The organism is Streptomyces sp. NBC_00503, from assembly GCF_036346895.1.
GTDB lineage: Bacteria > Actinomycetota > Actinomycetes > Streptomycetales > Streptomycetaceae > Streptomyces.
On sequence record NZ_CP107855.1, the window covers coordinates 1,780,777 to 1,800,400 of the forward strand.

The 19,624-nt window shown below is 72.1% G+C and carries 15 protein-coding genes; 8 read left to right on the plus strand and 7 right to left on the minus strand.

The window, feature by feature from the left end; translation table 11 throughout:
* The first annotated feature begins 17 nt into the window (after nucleotides 1–17).
* From fxsA to OG490_RS08360, 6 genes are all read left to right on the plus strand, one after another.
* Entirely contained in the window at nucleotides 18–182 is a 165-nt protein-coding gene (gene fxsA, locus OG490_RS08335) for an FxSxx-COOH cyclophane-containing RiPP peptide (RefSeq protein WP_330295638.1), read from the plus strand.
* Between the two features lie 29 nt (nucleotides 183–211).
* Nucleotides 212–2,512 (plus strand): radical SAM/SPASM protein FxsBH, inactivated beta-hydroxylase extension form, encoded by a 2,301-nt coding sequence (fxsBH, locus tag OG490_RS08340; RefSeq protein ID WP_330295639.1) that lies wholly within the window; start codon nucleotides 212–214, stop codon nucleotides 2,510–2,512.
* Complete coding sequence (locus OG490_RS08345; protein ID WP_330295640.1) at nucleotides 2,509–3,366, plus strand: aminoglycoside N(3)-acetyltransferase; 858 nt, start codon at nucleotides 2,509–2,511, stop codon at nucleotides 3,364–3,366. The genes fxsBH and OG490_RS08345 overlap by 4 nt, the downstream gene beginning before the upstream one ends.
* Before the next feature lie 43 nt (nucleotides 3,367–3,409).
* Nucleotides 3,410–4,813, plus strand: coding sequence for a TIR-like protein FxsC (locus tag OG490_RS08350; RefSeq protein WP_330300833.1), 1,404 nt, complete (start codon nucleotides 3,410–3,412; stop codon nucleotides 4,811–4,813).
* A complete protein-coding gene (gene fxsT / locus OG490_RS08355) occupies nucleotides 4,797–8,813 on the plus strand; it encodes an FxSxx-COOH system tetratricopeptide repeat protein (protein ID WP_443065769.1) in 4,017 nt (1,338 codons plus the stop codon). Before OG490_RS08350 ends, fxsT begins: the two co-directional genes overlap by 17 nt.
* Nucleotides 8,814–8,945: 132 nt before the next feature.
* The gene (locus OG490_RS08360; RefSeq protein WP_330295641.1) at nucleotides 8,946–9,842 is read left to right on the plus strand and encodes a DUF4231 domain-containing protein; all 897 of its coding nucleotides are present in this window, start codon (nucleotides 8,946–8,948) and stop codon (nucleotides 9,840–9,842) included.
* Between the two features lie 79 nt (nucleotides 9,843–9,921).
* On the opposite strand, the gene OG490_RS08365 is transcribed toward OG490_RS08360, so the two are convergent.
* The 4 genes from OG490_RS08365 to OG490_RS08380 form a co-directional block, all read right to left on the minus strand.
* Entirely contained in the window at nucleotides 9,922–10,401 is a 480-nt protein-coding gene (locus tag OG490_RS08365; protein ID WP_330295642.1) for a hypothetical protein, read from the minus strand.
* Between the two features lie 104 nt (nucleotides 10,402–10,505).
* Nucleotides 10,506–11,330, minus strand: a complete 825-nt coding sequence (locus tag OG490_RS08370; protein ID WP_330300835.1) for a S1 family peptidase — start codon at nucleotides 11,328–11,330, stop codon at nucleotides 10,506–10,508.
* Between the two features lie 195 nt (nucleotides 11,331–11,525).
* Nucleotides 11,526–12,350, minus strand: a complete 825-nt coding sequence (locus OG490_RS08375) for a DUF1684 domain-containing protein (protein WP_330295643.1) — start codon at nucleotides 12,348–12,350, stop codon at nucleotides 11,526–11,528.
* Nucleotides 12,351–12,428: 78 nt separating this feature from the next.
* The gene (locus tag OG490_RS08380) at nucleotides 12,429–13,574 is read right to left on the minus strand and encodes a DUF5685 family protein (protein WP_330295644.1); all 1,146 of its coding nucleotides are present in this window, start codon (nucleotides 13,572–13,574) and stop codon (nucleotides 12,429–12,431) included.
* A gap of 283 nt (nucleotides 13,575–13,857) precedes the next feature.
* Between OG490_RS08380 and OG490_RS08385 the strand changes: the two genes are divergently transcribed.
* A complete protein-coding gene (locus OG490_RS08385; protein WP_330295645.1) occupies nucleotides 13,858–14,310 on the plus strand; it encodes a cell division protein SepF in 453 nt (150 codons plus the stop codon).
* Nucleotides 14,311–14,342: 32 nt separating this feature from the next.
* Here OG490_RS08385 and OG490_RS08390 read toward each other — a convergent pair whose 3' ends face one another.
* Entirely contained in the window at nucleotides 14,343–15,512 is a 1,170-nt protein-coding gene (locus OG490_RS08390; protein ID WP_330295646.1) for an acyl-CoA dehydrogenase family protein, read from the minus strand.
* Nucleotides 15,513–15,688: 176 nt separating this feature from the next.
* On the opposite strand from OG490_RS08390, the gene OG490_RS08395 reads away from it, so the two are divergent.
* Complete coding sequence (locus OG490_RS08395; protein ID WP_330295647.1) at nucleotides 15,689–16,681, plus strand: helix-turn-helix transcriptional regulator; 993 nt, start codon at nucleotides 15,689–15,691, stop codon at nucleotides 16,679–16,681.
* Between the two features lie 284 nt (nucleotides 16,682–16,965).
* Here OG490_RS08395 and OG490_RS08400 read toward each other — a convergent pair whose 3' ends face one another.
* Nucleotides 16,966–18,066, minus strand: a complete 1,101-nt coding sequence (locus OG490_RS08400) for a phosphatase PAP2 family protein (RefSeq protein ID WP_330295648.1) — start codon at nucleotides 18,064–18,066, stop codon at nucleotides 16,966–16,968.
* Between the two features lie 261 nt (nucleotides 18,067–18,327).
* Nucleotides 18,328–19,443 carry a glycosyltransferase family 39 protein gene (locus OG490_RS08405; protein WP_330295649.1) on the minus strand — a complete coding sequence of 372 codons (1,116 nt, stop codon included), beginning with the start codon at nucleotides 19,441–19,443 and terminating at the stop codon, nucleotides 18,328–18,330.
* Between the last annotated feature and the right edge of the window lie 181 nt (nucleotides 19,444–19,624).

Sequence of the window (19,624 nt, forward strand, 5' to 3'; positions counted from 1 at the left end):
TCCCCGAGGACGGCGTCATGAACACCTCCGCAACCCCCCCGACCAGCACGGTCAAGTCCCGCCGCGTCCCGCTCGACCGGATCGACGTCCGCGGTGCGCGCGCGGCCGCGACCCTCGGTCGCGTCCTCTCGACGGAATCCGGTCGACAGGTTCAGGCGCCGATCTTCAACTCTGCACTCTGACCCGGAAGTCCGCGCTCTAGACTGGTGGAATGACCGGCCTGATCGCTTTTCGCGAGATCGTCCTGAAGGTTCACAGCAGATGCGATCTTGCTTGTGATCATTGCTATGTCTATGAACACGCAGACCAGAGCTGGCGAGGCCGGCCGAAAGTGATCTCCCCCGAGGTCATTTCCCGCACCGCATCACGGCTCGCCGAACACGCACAGTCACACGAACTCCCCTCCGTCACGGTCATCCTTCACGGAGGGGAACCGCTTCTGGCCGGCACGGCACGCCTGCGGCTCGTGTGCGAGGAATTCACCCGCGCCCTCGACGGCATCGCCGCCCTCGACCTGCGCATCCACACCAACGGGCTCCAGCTGGGCCGCCGTTGCCTGGACCTCTTCACCGAATTCGGCGTCAAGGTCAGCGTCTCCCTCGACGGGGACCGCGCGGCCAACGACCGCCACCGCCGCTTCGCCGACGGACGCACCAGCCACCCGCTCGTCCTGGCCGCCGTGGAGCTCCTGCGCACCGAGCCCTACCGCCACCTCTACCAGGGCCTGCTCTGCACCATCGACGTGGCCAACGACCCCGTGGCCGTCCTCGACGCCCTCGTCGAACTGGCTCCCCCGCGCGTGGACTTCCTCCTCCCGCACGCCACCTGGCAGACGCCTCCGGTCAGGCCCGACGGCGCGCCCGACACCTACGCGCGCTGGCTGCTGCGGGTCTTCGACCACTGGGAGCGCCTCGGGCGCCCGGTCCCGGTACGGATCTTCGAGTCCCTGTTCTCCACCCTGCGCGGCGGGCCCAGCCTCACCGAGGCCCTGGGCCTGGCGCCCACCGACCTGGTCGTCGTGGAGACCGACGGGAACCTCGAGCAGGTCGACTCCCTCAAGAGCGCCTTCGAGGGGGCCGCCGCCACCGGGTTCAACGTCTTCGACCACGCATTTGACCAGGTCGCAGCCCATCCCGGGGTCCGCGCCCGGCAGCTGGGCCTGGCCGGCGTCAGCGATACGTGCCGCCGGTGCCCCGTCGTACGTTCGTGCGGGGGCGGTCTCTACACGCACCGCTACAAGGCCGCCGCAACCGACTCCCCGGACGGCGGGAGCGACGGCGGGAGCGACCGCGGGGGCTTCGACAACCCCTCCGTCTACTGCACCGATCTGCGCGAGCTCGTCGACGGGGTCGAAGGCCGTACGGGGGCCCTCGCGAGCGCTCCCGAACTCTCCGACCCGGCCGAACTCGCCTGCTCCCAGGAGCAGCTCACCCGCAACCTGCTCGCCCTCCTGAACGACGGCCGGACGGGTGATCCCGACTGGGCGCGCGCCTGGGAGCTGCTGGGCGCCGTGGAGCGGGCCGGGGACGCGGGCGAGGACGCGCTGGACGCCGTACTGGCCCACCCGTTCACCCGGACGTGGGTGATGGCCTCGATCGAGGCCGAGCGGCAGGGCCGCGGCGACGGGCCGGACGCGGCCCGCAGGCTGACCGCGCTGGCGGCGGCCGCCGTCCTGCGCGGCGGGCTCGACCTGCCCGCCGAGGTCGCCTACCGGGACGGCGAGGTGTACCTGCCGACGCTCGGGCTGCTGCGCCTGGGCGAGCCCGGCACCGACGGCCGGGCCGCCCTGCACGCCACCGACGAGGGGTACGCCGTCCGCGAGGGGGGCCGCCGCGAGCACCGCTTCGGCCCTACGGCGGGCGACGCCCGCTGGCAGCCCGTACGGACCTGGTCCCCCGGGCCGGACGAGGCCCCGGTGGCCCTGGAGGACCTGGACCCGCACCGCAACTGCTTCGCCCGCCCGCCCCGGCTGCGCCTGGGCGCCGGGGAGGCCGAGGAGTGGCGGGAGCGGCTGCGCGCGGCCTGGGCGCTGCTGCACGAGGCCGTCCCGGAGTCCGCCCGGGCCGCCCGGGCCGGGCTGACCACGCTGACCCCGCTGGCCGGAGGCCCCCGGACGGCGGGCTGGGGCGAGGCCGGGCGGCACGGGCCGGGCGCGCTCGGGGTCCCGTACGCGGCGGGGGTGCGGGAGACCGCGCTGGCGCTGCTGACCGGGTGGCGGCGGGCCCGGCTGCAGGCGCTGACCGAGGTGAGCGACCTGTACGCGCTGGACGGGGAGTGGCAGCACCCCTCCCCGTGGCGGGAGCGCCCGGTGCCGGTGTCCCGGCTGCTGGCCGACGTGCACGAGCGGGTGGCCGTGGAGGCCTACCGGCGGGCGACGGCGAGCGCCGAGCCGGGCGGGGCGGACCGGATCGGCCGGGCGCTGGACCGCCTGGCGGAGGCGGCGGAGCTGACGAGCACCGGGAAGCGGCTCGTGGAGGAGATGCGCTGGGAGCTCAAGGCGGTCGACGCATGAACCCGGCCCCTGCGGCCGCGGCCGCCCGCGCCCCCGAAGCCGACCCCGGCGCCGAACCCGAGGGAGGCTTACGCCGTTTGGGCGTGCGCCCCGGCGCCCGCCTGATGGCACACGCCTCCCTCGGCGGTACGGGGCTGCGCGCCGAGGCCCTGCGCGACGCCCTCCTCGGCCTCCTGGGCCCGCGCGGCACCCTGGCGGTCCCCGCCTTCACCCCGGAGAACTCCAAGACCTCCAGCGCCCATCTGGAGCGGATCGCGGGCCTCTCCGGGGAGGAGGTACGGGCGTTCCGCGCGCGGATGCCCGCCTTCGACCCGGCGCGCACCCCGAGCCACGGCATGGGCGCCTTCGCCGAGTCCGTCCGCACCGCCCCGGGGGCCGTGCGCAGCGCGCATCCGCAGACCTCTTTCGCGGCGGTCGGCGCGGGCGCCCAAAAGCTGTGCGCCGGACACCCGCTGACCAGCCATTTGGGTGAGGAATCACCCCTGGGAAAAATGTGCGGGGAGGGATGGCAGGTGCTGATGATCAATGTGGGATTTTCGGTCTGCACCGCATTCCATCTCGCGGAGTATCGAATTCCGAAGCCCCTCTTGCGCATGTACGAGTGTGTGGTGAAGGTGAACCTTCCGGGGCTTCCGGGGGGGCAGCCCCGTCGCCGCGACGGGGCTCCGTGGGGGGAAGGGTGGACCGCGTACGAGGACATCTCGCTGGACGACAGCGATTTCGCCGAGATCGGCAGTTCTTTCCCGGAAGACCGGGTGCACCGGGGGCGGGTGGGAGGAGCATCGGCCATGCTCTTCTCCCTTCCGGATGCCGTCGATCACGCGCAGAAATGGATGACTGAAAACAGACGCTGATTGACTGAACGATGAGGGGAAGCGGCGGAGAAGCTCCGGAATGATGTTTCTTCGCTCGTATCTTCGGGACGGGGGTCGTGTGCCCGCATCAGTGCAGCCGTACTTTTTTCTCAGTTATGCGCATACACCGAGGTTCGGAGCGGGGGGACCCGATCCGGACATGTGGGTGGAGCGCCTTTTCCGCGATCTCTGCAGCCATGTCATGGCGCTGACGAATCTGCCGGCGGGAGCCGAGGCGGGCTTCATGGACCGGGAGATACGCAGCGGTGAGGGCTGGTCGGAACGGCTCGGTGCGGCGCTCGCCACCTGCCGGGTCTTCGTCCCCCTGTTCTCGCCGCGCTACTTCGCCAGCGAGATGTGCGGGAAGGAGTGGTTCGCCTTCGCGCAGCGCGCCATCCAGCACGAGGCGCTGAGCAACCAGCCCGCCGAAGCCATCGTGCCCGCCCTGTGGGTACCGGTTCCGCCCTCCCAACTGCCGCTCCCCGCAGAGCGGTTGCAGTTCAACCACAACACCTTCGGCGAACGCTACGTCACCGACGGGCTGTACGGCCTGATCAAACTGCGCGGCTACGCCGAGCAGTACGAGAGCGCCGTGTACGAGCTCGCCAAGCGGATCGTCCGGGTCGCCGAGACCGTCCGGCTCGGGCCGATCCGTCCGCTGGACTACCGGCTGGTGCCGAGCGCCTTCGGCTCCCCTAGCAGCACCGCCCGCACCCTCCACGTCACGGTGGCCGCCGCCTCGCGGCACGATCTGCCGGAGGGCCGCAGCCCCGAGTACTACGGGGACAGCGCCCTGGAGTGGAACCCGTACCACCCGGTGTCCCAGCGGCCCATCGCCTACGTGGCCGAGGACCTGGTCCGCAACCTCAACTACCAGACGAGCGTGGGGTCCTTCGACGACGAGGCCGGGCACTTCGACTCCAAACAGCCGCCGACCCGGCCCGAGATCCTGATCGTCGACCGGTGGGCGGTGGAGGACGAACAGCGTCGCCAGCGCCTGGCCGCCTTCGACCAGGAGTCCCGGCCGTGGATCAACGTGGTCGTGCCGTGGAACCGCTACGACCACCAGAGCCGCGCGAAGGAGGGCGAGTTGGCCCACCGGCTCGAGGACACCATGCCCATCAAGATGAGCCAGGGCCGGGCCGCCTGCCGGGCCGCCGCCAACGGCGTGGCCAACATGGAGACGCTCGGGCAGATCCTGCCGCAGGTGGTGGAGGCGGCCGCCCAGCAGTTCCTCAGACACGCCCAGGTCTATCCGCCGGCGGGCAGCCCCGCCGGCGGCTCCGAACGGCCCCGGCTCCTGGGGCCGATGGGGATGAACGGACCCCCGGCGCCACCGCCCGTCGCACCCTTCCCGCCGAACACGGCCCAGGGAAGCGGCAGGACCGGGACGCCGGAGCACACCAACGACAACGACCGGGGGGACGCGGATGACAGCGAGTCGTGACAGCCAGAGCCATGACAGCCAGCACAGCGGCCGTGACGGACACCGCGAGGGGCGGATCGTCACCTTCTACTCGTACAAGGGCGGCACCGGCCGCACGATGGCGCTGGCCAATACCGCCTGGATCCTCGCCGCCAACGGCAAGCGGGTCCTCGCCGTGGACTGGGACCTGGAGGCTCCCGGCCTGCACCGGTTCTTCCACCCCTTCCTGGACCCCTCCACCCTCGGCGCCACCACCGGGGTCATCGACCTGATCAGCGAGTACGCATGGGCGGCCACCAGCCCGGTGCAGCGCGCCGACGACTGGCACAAGGACTACGCGCGGATCCAGCCGCACGCCGTCTCGCTCACCCCCGAGACCCTCGGCTGGGAGTTCCCCGACGGCGGCACCCTCGACTTCGTCTCGGCGGGCCGGCAGAACCGCGAGTACTCGGCGACCGTCTCCACCTTCGACTGGGACAACTTCTACGACCGGCTCGGCGGCGGCCTCTTCTTCGACGCCCTGCGGGCCGACATGAAGCACAACTACGACTACGTCCTGATCGACAGCCGCACCGGCCTCTCCGACATAGCCGACATCTGCACCGTCCACCTCCCCGACGTCCTGGTCGACTGCTTCACCCTCTCCGACCAGTCCATCGACGGCGCCGCCTCCGTGGCCCGGCAGATCGACGAGCGGTTCAACGACCGCGGCATCAAGATCTACCCGGTCCCGATGCGCATCGACGAGGGCGAGAAGGAGAAGGCCGACGCCGGCCGCGCGCTGGCCCGGATCAAGTTCGACCGCTTCCCCAACGGCCTGGTCGGGGACGAACTCACCTCCTACTGGGGCGCGGTGGAGATCCCGTACCGCCCCTACTACGCCTACGAGGAGACCCTGGCCACCTTCGGGGACGAGGCCGGGCTGACCAACTCCCTGCTCTCCGCCTTCGAACGGCTCACCACCGTCGTCACCGAGGGCGACGTCACCTCCATGCCCGCCATCGGCGAGGAGGTCCGCCTGCGCATCCGCGACGCCTTCACCCGGCGCCGCCCCGCCCTGCCCGCCGACCTCTTCCTCTCCTACGTCGCCGAGAACCGCATGTGGGCCGACTGGATCGAATCGGTGCTCACCCGGGCCGGGTTCCGGGTCGTGCCCAAGGACGTCTCCGCCGAGCGGGTTCCGAACACGGCCGCCGGGGACACCCTGGGCGGGGCCGGTCTCACCGTGGACACCGCCGCGCGGACCGTGGTGCTGCTCTCCAGCGCCTACCTCAAGTCCGCCCGCGCCGTGGACGTCTGGGAGCGGGCCGCCGCCGAGGACCCGACGGGGGGCCGGCGCCAGCTGGTGCCGCTGAGGGTGGGCGACGTACGCCTGTCCACCCCGTACATCGACCGCAATCCGGTGGACCTCTTCCGCCTCGACGAGGTGCACGCCACCACCGCCCTGCTGCGCGCGGTGGAGCGGCCGATGGCGCTGCCCGACAGCGTGGCCAGCGCCTCCGCGCCCGGCCCCCGCTTCCCCGGGACGGTTCCCAAGATCTGGAACGCGCCGCCCCGCAACCCCGGTTTCACCGGCCGCTCCATCGTGCTGGAGCGGATGCGCGACCAGCTCGGCGGCGGCATGGCCGTGGTGCTGCCGCAGCCGCAGACCCTGTACGGGCTCGGCGGCGTCGGCAAGACGCAGGTGGCTCTGGAGTACGTGCACCGGTTCATGGCCGACTACGACCTGGTCTGGTGGATCTCCTCGGAGCAGACCGAGGACGTGGTCGCCGCCCTCGCCGAGCTGGCCGTACGCCTCGGCGCGCAGACGGGCGAGGACATCTCGGCCGCCTCCCAGGAGGCGATCGACCTGCTGCGGCGCGGAGTTCCCTCCTCGCGGTGGCTACTGGTCTTCGACAACGCCGACGATCCCGAGACGCTCAAGCGGTTCTTCCCGCCGGGCGGCCCCGGGCACGTGCTCGTCACCTCCCGCAACCAGTCCTGGTCGCAGTACGGCGACGCGCTGCCCGTGGACGTGTTCCTGCGCGAGGAGTCCATCGAGCACCTCCAGCGCCGGGCCCCCGGGCTCAGCAAGGACGACGCCGAGCAGGTGGCCGTCGCCGTCGGGGACCTGCCGCTCGCGGTGGAGCAGGCGGGCGCCTGGATCGCGGAGACCGCGACCCCGGTGTCCGCGTACATCGAGCAGCTGGCCCAGCAGGCCGCCCGGGTGCTGGCGCTGAACCAGCCGCCCGGGTACCCGGAGCCGGTGGCCGCCACCTGGAACGTCTCCATCGAGCGGCTCCAGTCCCGGTCCCCCGCCGCCGTACGGCTGCTCCAGCTGTGCGCCTTCTTCGCGCCCGAGCCGATCTCGGCGAACCTGCTCTACAGCAAGGAGATGATCGACGCGCTCAAGCCGTACGACTCCTCCCTCCAGGAGAAGCTCGTGCTCGGCCGCGTCATCCGGGAGATCGGCCGGTTCGCCCTGGCCAAGGTCGACCAGGTCAGCAACAGCATCCAGGTGCACCGCCTGGTCCAGGCGGTGATCCGGGCGCAGCTGTCCGAGGAGGAGCAGCGCGAGGCCCGGCACGCGGTGCACCGGATCCTGGCGGGTGCGCGGCCGGACGACGACGAGCCGATAGACAACCCGGAGACCTGGCCGCGGTTCAACACCATCTGGCCGCACCTGACCCCGTCGGAGGCCCGGTTCTGCAAGGAGCCGGAGACCCGCCGGCTGCTGATCGACCGCGTCCGGTACCTGTGGAAGCGCGGTGACTTCAAGGCCGCGTACAGCCTGGGCGAGGAGCTGCGCGAGACCTGGCGCGAAACCCTGGGCGGCGACGACCTCCAGTACCTGTACCTGCGGTTCCACCTCTCCAACATCCTGCGCTCGCAGGGCCGGTTCGTGGAGGCGATGGAGCTCGACGAGGGCACGCTGGAGCGCCAGCAGGCGGCCCTGGGCGCCTCGCACCCGCACACCTACATGACCACCAGCGGCCTGGCGATGGACCTGGGCGCGCTCGGCCGGTACGGCGAGGCGATGGAACTGGCCACGGCCGCGCACGAGGGCTTCGGGCAGATCTTCCACGAGGCGCACCCGCGCACCCTGGCCGCCGCGAACAACCTGGCGCTCAACCTGCGCATGATCGGTCAGTACGCGCGGGCCAGGGAGATCGACCAGGAGGTCTTCGACCGGCGCACCGAAGTCCTGGGCACGGACCACCCGTACACCCTGTCCTCGGCGCAGAACCTGGCGCGCGACCTGCGCGAGGTGGGCCGGTACGACGACTCGGTGCAACTGCTGAGCCGTACGTACGAGATCTACAAGCGGACGCTGGGCCGGGCCTTCCCGGGCACCCTGTCGGCGGCCAAGAACCTGGCGGTGTCGCTGCGCCGGGCGGGAGACGTGGAGGACGCGCTGCGGCTGACGACCGCGACCCGCAACCGCTACCGGGCCAAGTACACCTCGGTCAACCCGGACCTGCTGGCCTGCGAACTGAACCTGGCGGCCGACATGTTCGCGACCGGGGACCCGGGCGGGGCCAGGGACCTGGCCCAGGAGGTGGTGGACGAGTACATCAAGGTGCCGGGCGAGCGGCACCCGTACACCCTGGCCGCGGTCAACAACCTCGCGGTGTTCCACTGGGGCACGGGGGCGGCGGAGACCGCCGAGCCGATGCTGCGCCAGACCATCCACCACATGCGCGAGGTGCTGGGCGACAACCACCCGCACACCATCTTCGCCAACCTCAACCTGGCCAACGCCCGGGCGGACCTGGGCGATCCGGAGGGGGCGCTGGAGCTGGAGCGGATCTCGGTGATGCGGCTGCGCGAGGCCCTGGGCGTGCACCATCCGGAGACCCTGGCGAGCTCGTCGAACATGGCGGTCAGCCTGGACATGATGGGACGCAAGGAGGAGGCGAACCGGGTGCGGGCTGAGGCGGTGGCCGAGCTGACGCGGCTGCTGGGCGAGGACCACGGCCTGACCCGGTACGCGCGTGACGAGCGGCGGGTCCACCGGGACCTGGAGCCGCTGGCGGTGTGATCCGACAGGTTTGATCCGACAGGTTTGATCCGACAGGGGGCGGCTCCCGCCGGGCGCCGCCCCCGCACCTCCCCTCCCGACAGACGCCGAACGCAGAACCAGCAGACTGGGGGGTTCGCTGTGACTGACAGCATGACCTTTCGCAATGAGGACCTGCCGGCCCTCTTCCACCACACCGACCAGGCGGCGATCACCCGGCAGCGGGAGTCCACCCAGGCCACCCGCGCCCAGCTGATGCTGCTCGTCCTGGCCGCCGGGATCGCCGCCCTGCCCGAGGGGCCGAAGCTCGGCTCCGCCTACCTGTCCGGGCTCCTCAGCGTGCTCGCGTACGCCGGGGTGCTCGGCGTGGGCGTACGGGCCACCCGGCGCCGGGCCCGCCCGCAGTGGCAGCTCAACCGCAGCGCCGCGGAGTTCATCAAATCGCTGGCCTGGCGGTACGCCGTCCACGGCGCGCCCTTCGGCGGCGATGCCCCCGGCGTCGAGGAGACGTACCGGACCCGGCTGGAGGCGGGACTGAACGAGCTGCGGAAGATGGGCTGGGAGGATCCGCGGACCGCCGGGCTGGTGCCGGAGGGCGGCGAGATCACCGGTGCGATGTTCAGGCTGCGGGGACTGGACTACCAGGTCCGCAGGGAGACGTACGTCCGTGACCGGCTGATCGAGCAGCGCAACTGGTACCAGCGCAAGACGGAGGTGTCCCGGCGGGCCACGGCCCTGTGGTCGTGGTCGATCGTGCTGCTGACCCTGCTGGCGCTGCTGTTCGCCCTCTTCGGGGCGTTCGGTTCGGGTCCGGGGCCGAGGCTGACGGGGCTGCTGAGCGCGGCCGCGACGGCAGGCATCGCCTGGAACGAGGTGCGCCGCCACCATCCGCTGATCGAGGCGCACACCCTGATCGAGCAGGACCTCTCCGCGATGATGGTCGTGATGCAGACGACCATCACCGAGACGCAGTGGCCCTCCGCGGTCTACGAGACGGAGCGGTACGTGTCCCCGCAGCACACGGACTGGCTGGCGCGGCACAGTAGTTGAAACAGCTCAGTAGTTGAGACGGCCCAGCAGTTGAGACGGCACAGCAGTTGAGACCCGCCTCGTCGTGCGGGGCGTGGCCTCAGTCCCGGGTCACGCCCTCGCGCCAGATCACGGTGACGGGCTTGCCGAGCGTGCGCGCGTAGGCGACGATCTCGGCGGTGCCGCCGTGCCCCCGGGCGGGCAGGCCGTCCCAGACGGCGACGAGGCGGTCGCAGGAGTCGGCGATGTAGGTGCCGGCGGCGTAGTAGGCCTCGTCGGTGGAGCGGGCGAAGTCCATGCGGACCTCCTGGGTGGCCCGGCCCTTGAGCCCCCGGAAGCGCTCCAGGGCCTCGGCGCCCTCGAAGCCCTCCTCGTAGTCCCCGCTGGGGATGACCACGGTGAGGTCCGCGCCGCATTCCAGCGCGATGGCGGCGAACAGCTGGTCCGCCCCCTCGGCGAGGCTGGAGAGGGCTTCCAGCGGCCCTTCGTGGCTTCCCAGCAGGGCCCGCAGGCCCTCCTCCACGTGGCCGAGCACCTCGTCCGGGATCGACCTGTGGCCGGTCACGCCGATTCGTTTCATTCGCAGACCTGCTCCCCCCATGGACACGGACGCCCTGGACATCCTCCCAGAAGGCGGGAGGACGTCCAGGGGCCCGACGGGGCGCACAGTTCCCATGGACGCTTCTAATACACGCTGACGCCGTACGCGTTGAGGGCTTCGACGACGGGCTGGAAGAACGTGGTGCCGCCCGAGGAGCAGTTGCCGCTGCCGCCGGAGGTGAGGCCGACGGCGCGGGTGCCGGAGTAGAGCGGACCGCCGCTGTCACCGGGCTCGGCGCAGACGTTGGTCTTGATCATTCCGTAGACCACGTCGCCGCCGCCGTAGTTCACGGTGGCGTTGAGGCCGGTCACCGTGCCGCCGTGGATGCCGGTGGTGGAGCCGCGCCGGGTCACGGACATGCCGTTGGTGGCGTTGACGGCGCTGGTGATGTCCTGGCTGCCGACGGTGCCGGGCGGCACCGGGGAGTTGCTGGCGTACTTGATCAGGCCGTAGTCGTTGGTCGGGAAGCTGGAGCCGACCGTGGACCCGATGACCGTGGTGTGTGCGGAGCTGGTCCACCAGGTGCCCGCGCCGTCGGTGCAGTGGCCGGCGGTGAGCACGTAGTAGGTGCTGCCGCTGCGCACGTTGAAGCCCAGCGAGCACCGCCAGCCGGAGGTGTAGATGGCGTCTCCGCCGGAGAGCAGCTTGGTCAGCTTGCCGGGGATCCGTTCGATCCGCAGGGCGGCGGCGTCCGCCCCGGCCTCGCGGCGGATTCTGGCGAGCCCGGCGGCCGAGACGGTGGAGTCGGCGGTGACCACGAGGGTTCCGGTGGCGGGGTCGGTGTGCCAGGCGGTGCCGGCGACGTCGGCGCGCAGGACCGAGGCGCCGGCCGTGGCGAGCCGGTCGGCGCTGAAGCCGCCGTCGGCGTGGGCGGTGGTGGGGGCGGCGAGGGCGGCCACCGCGGCCATGCCGGTGGCCACGGCGAAGAGCCTGGAGCGGATGATGCGGGTGATCCTCACTTGTCGTCCTCCCGGAAGGGATCGGGGGCCCGGCCGGAGTGGGGTACCGGTGCCCGTGGGGGGCGGCCGGGGGCACGAGCGGCACCAGGCCGTTCGACGTGCCCCTGACAAGCCTCGAGAGACGCTGTCGGGAGTGTGCTGGCGTCAGATGGCGGGAGCAAGGGCGCCTTTCAGCCGCCGCTCGCCCGCCGCGAGCTCGAAGGGCAGCGTGTTCCCGGGCGGCGGGAAGGGGCAGACGAAGTGGTCCGCGAAGGCGCAGGGCGGCAGCTGGACCCGGTTGAGGTCCACGGCGATCGACCCGTCGGCCGCCGGGACGCCGGGCTTCAGAAAGCGGAAGCGGTAGCTGGAACGCCCGCCGGTGGCGTCCCCGATGACCGCCCAGAGGCTGCCGTCGTCCTCGTCCACGGCGACCTGGAGGGCGTGGCGCGCGCCCTCGAAGTCGAAGCTCAGCTCGCCGCCGAGGCCCAGTCCGCGCGAGCGCCCGTCGGCGTTCTCGACCTGGACGGTCCGCTCCTCCCCGTACGGGCTGAACCGACCCGCCACCGCGTACGCCGGGTCGTACGGGGTGGCCTCGATCCCGGTGAAGGCTGTGCGGCCGGCCGCGGCGGGGTCGAAGGCCCGTACCGCCCACTCCCCTTCGCGCCGCATCACGACGAGCCGTACGTCCCCGGCGGCGACCCGGGAGTGCGAGGGCGGGGTGTCGTCGGTGGCGAGGACGGCCTCGCCGGTGAAGGGCTCACCGTCCAGGAGGATCCCGTCTTCCGTACCCGCGGTCAGGGTCACCGCGCCGCCGGTGACGCGCCAGTTCCCCGGAACGGCCGGAATTCGACCTTCCGGGTAGTCGGCGAGCCAGTGGGTTCCGGTCAGCGAGAGCGGCCCGTAGGGGGCCGACACGGTGGCCACCCGATGCTCGTGCCACTGCTTCCAGGCGGTGGCCGGGTCGTCTGGGGAAAGTGCGTCAGCGCTCATGCCGCTCAACCCTTCCACACCGGCCCGGGCGGGAACCGCAAGGTACGCCGTCCGGGCCTGCGCGGATCTGACGCGGCCTCAGCAGCCGTCGCAGGGACAGCAGCAGCAGTCGCAGCCGTCACAACAGCAGTCGCAGCCGTCGCAGCCCCCGTCGCAGTTGTCACACCAGGGCTGCCGCTTCTCGCGGGACCAGGGCCCTTCGTGCTCCGTGCAGCACAGCTGGCAGGTGCAGAACAGCCCGAGGGCCACCGCGCAGCCCGACAGGAGGTCCCGGCGGGGCTTGCGCGGGGGCGGCGGCGGGCCGAAGTCCATCGGCGGCGGACCGAAGCCGCCCTGGCCGGCGGAGTCCGTCACGGTGTGGCCGCAGCCGGCCGTGCCGAAGGCCCGGTCGACGGAGGTGCGCAGCTCGTGCACCAGCAGCCGGTGGGCCAGGCCCGCGTCCGCGAACTCCGCTTCGCGCAGTGCCAGCCGGATGCCGTGGAGGGCGTCGTCGCAGAGCCTGCGGGCCTCGGCCCGGGAGGTCCCGGTGGCGGTCAGGGGGTTCCAGGCCCCGGCGGCGGCGTCGGCGCCCTGGTCCTCCACGGCGTCCAGCAGGTGCGCGAGCCGCCCGAAGTAGCGGCCCGCCTCGGCGAGCGCGGGGGCGTTGCCCGGCCGTCCGGCGAGGGTTGCGGTATGGGCGAAGGCGGCGGCCGTGGCGGTCTCGGTCGGCTCGGTGACCACGAGCACCGGCGTGCCGATGCCGGCCAGGGTCTCGATGCCCGCCTGCCGGTCCACGGCGTCGACGAGCACGGCCGTGTCGAAGCCGAGCGAGGCCCCGGTGCGGGCGCCCGCGCGGTCCCAGCCCCGGGCCACCCGGCGCGCGGCCAGGGCGATGGGGGCGCGGGCCAACAGCCCGTCCCGGTCGGCCACGTGGTCGCGTACCTTCGCGGAGGCCAGGACGAGCGAGACGGCGGCCGCGAGCCTCGCCCCCTCGCCCTGGGCGACCGGGGCGGTGCGCATCCCGCGCAGTGGACAGGGACCGGCGGTGCGCCGGGCGCCGGGTGCCGGACCCGACTGAGCCTCCGTCAGAACGGAGACGAGCAGCCCGTCGTAGTTGGTCACGATCCTCGCGAGCTGGCCGTGGTCCCCCCGAAGTGCCAGGCACAGACCGCACAGATGAGCCATCCACTCCGCCTTGAACCGCTCCCCCAGTCTGTGCGTGCAAGGTCTGACGATGCCGAACATGGTGCTCCCCTGTGTGTCATACGCGTGCTCGACGGGCATCGTAACGAGCCCGGCCCTTCACCCGTACGTCCCCGTCGGTCACCCGTACGGCGGCACTGGTCGTATTTTCACTCATACAGCAGCGGTACCCGCCAGGATCCTTGACCGTGCAACGGATGTTCTGCACCAGTACCGTCACGAAACCCCTGCGCGGCGACTATCCACTTGGCGCGTTGTCAGCATCATGGACGACGATAGGGACGCGGAAGAGAAGACAGACTGACCGCGATGAAAGGAGGCGTCCATGGGTTCGGTGCGCAAAGCGAGTGCCTGGCTGGGTCTCGTAGAGGACAGCGACGACGAGCGTTACTACGACGACGACTACGCGGAGGCCCCGCAGGGTGGTTCGGTGGTCGGCCCCGGCGAGCAGTGGGTCACCGACCCGCGCGTCAAGGTCGCGTCGGAGTCCGCCGTGGAGCAGGGCCGGCGCATCGCGACGGTCACCCCCGACGGTTTCCGTGACGCGCGCGGCATCGGCGAGCTGTTCCGCGACGGTGTCCCGGTCATCGTGAACCTGTCGTCGATGGACCCGGGCGACGCGAAGCGCGTGGTCGACTTCGCGGCCGGTCTGACCTTCGGACTGCGCGGTTCGATCGAGCGGGTGGCGACCAGGGTCTTCCTGCTGACCCCGGCCGACACCCAGGTCGTGAGCGGCGAAGCCGGCGGCCGCTCGCGCGATTTCTTCAACCAGAGCTGAGCGGGGCCCTCACCGGCTGAAGGCCGGCCGGCTCACCGGAAGGCGTCGAGCCCGGTGAGTGCCTTGCCCAGCACCAGTTGGTGCATCTCGACGGTGCCCTCGTAGGTGAGGACCGATTCGAGGTTGGTGGCGTGCCGCATGACGGGGTACTCCAGGGAGATCCCGTTGGCACCCAGGATGGTCCGCGCGGTGCGGCAGATATCGATGGCCTCGCGGACGTTGTTGAGCTTGCCGAAGCTGATCTGCTCGGGCCGCAGGGTGCCCGCATCCATCCGCCGGCCCAGGTGGTGGGCGAGCAGGATCCCCTTGTGGAGCTCCAGCGCCATGTCCGCGAGCTTGGCCTGGGTGAGCTGGAACCCTCCGATGGGCCTGCCGAACTGCTCGCGGGTCTTCGCGTAGTCGAGCGCCGCCTCGAAGCTGGCGCGCGCCGCTCCCATGGAGCCCCACACGATCCCGTACCGCGCGTGGCTGAGGCAGCCGAGCGGGCCCTTGAGCCCGGTGACTCCCGGAAGCACCGCGTCCGCGGGCAGCCGTACGTCGTCCAGGACCAGCTCGCTGGTGACCGAGGCGCGCAGGGACCACTTGTGCTTGATCTCGGGCGCGGAGAACCCGGCGGTGTCCGTGGGCACGGCGAACCCGCGGATCCCCTCGTCGGTCTGCGCCCAGACGACGGCCACGGATGCCACCGATCCGTTGGTGATCCACATCTTGCGCCCGTTGAGCACCCAGTCGGTGCCCTCGCGCTTGGCGTACGTGCGCATCGCGCCCGGGTCGGAGCCCACGTCGGGCTCGGTCAGCCCGAAGCATCCGATGAGCTCGCCGGCGGCCATGCCGGGCAGCCAGCGCTGCTTCTGCTCCTCGGAGCCGTACTTCCAGATCGCGTACATGGCCAGCGAGCCCTGTACGGAGACCAGGGAGCGGATCCCGGAGTCGGCGGCCTCCAGCTCCAGGCAGGCGAGCCCGTACTGGACGGCGCTCGCCCCGGCGCAGCCGTATCCCTCGAGGGACATCCCGAGCGCCCCGAGCGCGCCCAGTTCTTTCGCGAGCTCGCGGATCCCGGGCAGCTCGCCGCTCTCGTACCACTCGGCGATGTGGGGCAGCACCCGGTCCGCGGCCCAGCCGCGGACGGTGTCCCGGATGGCGAGGTCCTCGGGGGTGAGGAGATCGTCGAGCCCGAGCGGGTCGGTGGGAACGAAGGACACGGAGCCTCCTGGCATGCCGGGGTGTGCGGAAACCTAGCAGTGCAAGTTTGTCGCTCCGCCCCCGCGCGGTCCACCCGCGCCGGGTGCCGGTCCGGTTCGGCCCGCTGCGGCCGGGCACAGCCGGGTACGGTTCGGTCCGGTTCGGGAGCCCGCACGGATGGGGGCAGACTGCTGGGATGCTCGAGACCTCCGCGCGGCTGCTGCGCCTGTTGTCCCTGTTGCAGGCCCACCGGGAATGGACCGGATCCGCTCTCGCCGACCGGCTCGGGGTGACCCCGCGCACCGTGCGGCGTGACGTGGACCGGCTGCGGGAGCTCGGATATCCCGTGAACGCCAGCCCCGGCACCGGCGGCGGGTACCAGCTGGGGGCCGGGGCCGAGCTGCCGCCGCTGCTGCTCGACGACGACGAGGCCGTCGCGGTGGCCGTGGGGCTGCGGACCGCCGCCGGCAACGGCGTCGAGGGGATCGGGGAGGCCTCCGTCCGGGCCCTGGCCAAGCTGGAACAGGTGCTGCCGTCCCGGCTGCGGGGCCGGGTGTCGGCGCTGAACCGGTTCACCGTGCCCATGCTGCGCGGGAACGGCCCGTCCACCGTCGACCCGGCCGTGCTGACCGATCTGGCCACGGTCTGCCGCGACGGCGAGCGGCTGCGCTTCGGCTACCGCGACCACGGGGGCACGGTCACCCGGCGCACCGTCGAACCGCACCGGCTGGTGTGCACCGAGCGGCGCTGGTACCTGGTCGCCTGGGACCTCGACCGGGAGGACTGGCGGACCTTCCGGGCCGACCGGATCGAGCCCAGACCCCCGCACGGCCCGCGCTTCACCCCGCGCCCGCCGCCCGCCGACGACCTCGCCGCGTACGTCTCCCGGGGGATCTCCCAAGGGGCCTACGCGGTCCGGGCGGTGGTCCGGCTGCGGGTGCCGATGGCGCGGGCCGCACAGATCGTCGGGCCGGCCGACGGGACCCTGGAGCCCCTCGACGAGGGGAGCTGCATCCTGCGCACGGGGGCCGTGAACCTGGACGTTCTGGTGATTCACATCATGCTGATCGGCTGTGAGTTCGAAGTCGTCGAGCCCGTCGAGCTGACGGACCGGATCAGGGCTCTGCGAGATCTCCTCGGCAGGTCTCTGGAACCTCGCGAAGTACCCACAGGAGTGAAGGAGATGTAAGGAAGCAGCGGGGGTCCGGAGTGGGTTCCGGCGGGAATTCCGGGAAGTTCCAGGGGAATTCGAAAGAGAATTCATGCCGGGCGTGTCGCGGGCCGCAAAAAGAATGGTCCAGACAAATTCGACGGCCACAGGACTGTCGACATTCCGTGACACAAGCGTGACCCGGTACGGAGGAACGTCCGGGCGCACGGCTGACGGCCGGGCCGGACCTACGACGACGGCGGGCCCCGGTCCTCGACCGGGGCCCGCCGTCACTGCGGAAGGGTGTGCGTACCGTCCGCGGTTCAGCCTCCGGCGGCCGGGCGGGTCACCGTGCCGCGCGCCGGGGTGCGGTCGGCGTGGGCCGGACGGCGGCTGCCGACCGGGATGGCCGGGGGCCGCTCGGAGCGGACCAGGTGCGGACGGGCCGCGAGGTGGCCGGCGGGCCGGGCGGCCGGGTAGTGCCCGGCCGTGGCCGGCAGGGCGGTCGCGGCCAGGGCCGCGACCGGAACCGCGGCCGGCGGCGCGGCGGGCTCCGAAGGCACCGCGACGGAGGGCCGGGCGGGGCGCTGGAGTTGCCACTTGCCGCCCGCGGAGAGCAGCGGGACGAGCACCCCCGTGAGGGGCTCGGGCACCCGGCCGGCTTCCACGAGGGAGCGCAGCCGCGCGCGCACGGCGAACACGTAGGCCTCCGCGTGGGCGATGAGGGGCTCGAACCACGGCAGCGCCAGCAGCACGAGCAGACCGGCGGACCAGCCGAGCAGGACGTCGCTGACCCAGTGGGTGCCCAGGTACACGGTGGTGGCGCCGACGCTCAGCGAGACGACCGCGGACACCACGGAGAGCACCCGGCGGGTGACCACCGTGGAGGCCAGGTAGGCCAGGATTCCCCAGGTCACCACGGCATTGGCGGTGTGGCCGGAAGGAAATATATCCCCGCCGGCGAAGAGCTCGGCGGAGCCGATCTGGGTGGCGTAGTGCGGACCGAGCCTGCCGAGGCCGAGCTTGACGGCGCCGACGGTGATGTTGAGGAGCAGCAGCGCCACGCCGAGGGTGATCAGCGGGCGCAGGGTGTGCTGCCGCCAGGAGCGCCAGCCGAGCCAGGCGGCGACCATCACGGCGGTGGGTCCGCGCTGGCCCAGGACGACGAGGTAGTCGAGGAAGGCGTGGAGCTGCGGCCACTGCTCGTAGGGCCGGAAGAACATGACCTGCCAGTCCAGGCGGACGAGCCAGGAGGTGGTCAGGACGGCCACGACGATCGCGAGGTAGAAGGCGAGTGTCGCTCCGAGGAGCACGACGCGGTGCCGGCTCATCTGCGGGGTTTGCAGATGAGCCGGTCGCTCTGGTTCCCGGTCCAGCCGGGCGAACACCCGCTCCAGTCTGGGCAGGATTTGGTCGGTACGCACTCAATCGACGTTACCGCGCGTCGATGGGCGGCCCGGTCGAATCGCGGGCTTTGTGATGACCATGTGATGTGGAGTTGGTCTCACGCGGGACTTAATTCCCGCCAATAGGCCTTTGGTTGGAGCGCCGCCGGTCCCTTGGTCCGGCCATTTCCTCGCACACTTAGGCGGACTTTATCGACAAGGCTCAATCGCTTTGCTCAAAGATGGAACGGAATGCTCCATTCCGTGATGTCGGGCCTGTACCGCGGGTCTGCGGACGGCCTAGGGAGGGCCCGAGCCGTTCAGCCAGAAGGCCCCGTACCCGGCCGAAACGACCGCCAGCGCGCCCAGCACCGCGGCCGCCCGGCCCGGCCGCCACCCGGCCAGCGCCACCGCCGGCGGGAACACCAGCGGGAAGGCGGGCAGCAGCAACCGGGGCTTGGAGCCGAAGTAGCCGGAGGCGCACAGCGCCAGCGCGACCACGATCCCGCCGTACACGAGCAGCGGGAGCGGCTGCCGCTGCCGTACGCAGAGCCCGTACAGCCACAGCACGAGCGCCACCCCGGCGATCAGGCCGATCCCGGCGGGGAAGGCGGAGGAGGCCAGGCGGGCGCCGATGAAGCGGGCGAAGGCCCAGCCGCCGTCGAAGCCGTTGCCCCAGCCGCCCTGCACGTCCAGGTATCCGGTCAGGCCGCCGCCGGTCCGCGCGCCGACCCACAGGACGTACGCCGCCGCGCCCAGCGGAGCCAGCAGGGCCCCCGCCACCGCACGGCCGGAGCCCTCCCCGCGGCGCCGGGCCAGCGCCGCGGCCACCCAGACCGCCGCGACCACCGCGGCCCCGACCGGCCGGGTCAGCCCCGCCCCGGCCGCGAGCAGGCCGGCGGTGAGCCAGCGGCCGCGCAGGGCCCCGTAGAGGCTCCAGGCGGCCAGCGCGGTGAACAGCGACTCGCTGTACGCCATCGACTGCACGATCCCCACGGGCAGCGCGGCCCAGAGCCCGACGGCGAGCACCCCGGCCCGGCGGCCGTGGAGCAGGTCGGCCACCGCGAAGATCCCCCAGGCGGCAGCGAGCCCGGCGACCGCCGAGACCACCAGGCCCGCGGACCCGTAGCCGAGGCCGGTGACGGCCGAGACCAGCCGCTCCAGCCAGGGCAGCAAGGGGAAGAAGGCCAGGTTGGAGTGGACGTCCCCGTTGGGCAGGGCCACCTCGTACCCGTACCCCTCGGCGGCGATCCGGGCGTACCAGAGGGAGTCCCAGCGCGCCGAGAGCAGCGTGTGCGCACTGCTGCCGGCCACCGCCCCCCACACCGCGAGCACCGTCAGCCCCAGCAGCCGGACCGCCGCAAAGACGGCGAGGGCGGGCGCGGCCCGGCGAAATCCAAGATCCTTCACGGGCATGATTATCGATGGCGCGAGCGGGCCCGGGCGTGCGTGCACGCGGGCGCGGGGCGCGGCGCGGGGCGAAGGGGGGCGGCGGCGCGCCGCGAGTGGCACACACCACACGGCGGCCCGAGGCGGGATGAGAGCTTGACCACGTGTGCCAGAGCCGAACTCGCGTACGCTGACTCTTCACTCGCGT

Excerpts from the sequence above, each read along its gene's own strand:
- fxsA (WP_330295638.1), top strand. The coding sequence starts at position 18 with ATGAACACCTCCGCAACCCCCCCGACCAGCACGGTCAAGTCCCGCCGC.
- fxsBH (WP_330295639.1), top strand. The coding sequence starts at position 212 with ATGACCGGCCTGATCGCTTTTCGCGAGATCGTCCTGAAGGTTCACAGC.
- OG490_RS08345 (WP_330295640.1), top strand. The coding sequence starts at position 2,509 with ATGAACCCGGCCCCTGCGGCCGCGGCCGCCCGCGCCCCCGAAGCCGAC.
- OG490_RS08350 (WP_330300833.1), top strand. The coding sequence starts at position 3,410 with ATGTTTCTTCGCTCGTATCTTCGGGACGGGGGTCGTGTGCCCGCATCA.
- fxsT (WP_443065769.1), top strand. The coding sequence starts at position 4,797 with ATGACAGCGAGTCGTGACAGCCAGAGCCATGACAGCCAGCACAGCGGC.
- OG490_RS08360 (WP_330295641.1), top strand. The coding sequence starts at position 8,946 with ATGACCTTTCGCAATGAGGACCTGCCGGCCCTCTTCCACCACACCGAC.
- OG490_RS08365 (WP_330295642.1), bottom strand. The coding sequence starts at position 10,401 with ATGAAACGAATCGGCGTGACCGGCCACAGGTCGATCCCGGACGAGGTG.
- OG490_RS08370 (WP_330300835.1), bottom strand. The coding sequence starts at position 11,330 with ATGGCCGCGGTGGCCGCCCTCGCCGCCCCCACCACCGCCCACGCCGAC.
- OG490_RS08375 (WP_330295643.1), bottom strand. The coding sequence starts at position 12,350 with ATGAGCGCTGACGCACTTTCCCCAGACGACCCGGCCACCGCCTGGAAG.
- OG490_RS08380 (WP_330295644.1), bottom strand. The coding sequence starts at position 13,574 with ATGTTCGGCATCGTCAGACCTTGCACGCACAGACTGGGGGAGCGGTTC.
- OG490_RS08385 (WP_330295645.1), top strand. The coding sequence starts at position 13,858 with ATGGGTTCGGTGCGCAAAGCGAGTGCCTGGCTGGGTCTCGTAGAGGAC.
- OG490_RS08395 (WP_330295647.1), top strand. The coding sequence starts at position 15,689 with ATGCTCGAGACCTCCGCGCGGCTGCTGCGCCTGTTGTCCCTGTTGCAG.
- OG490_RS08405 (WP_330295649.1), bottom strand. The coding sequence starts at position 19,443 with ATGCCCGTGAAGGATCTTGGATTTCGCCGGGCCGCGCCCGCCCTCGCC.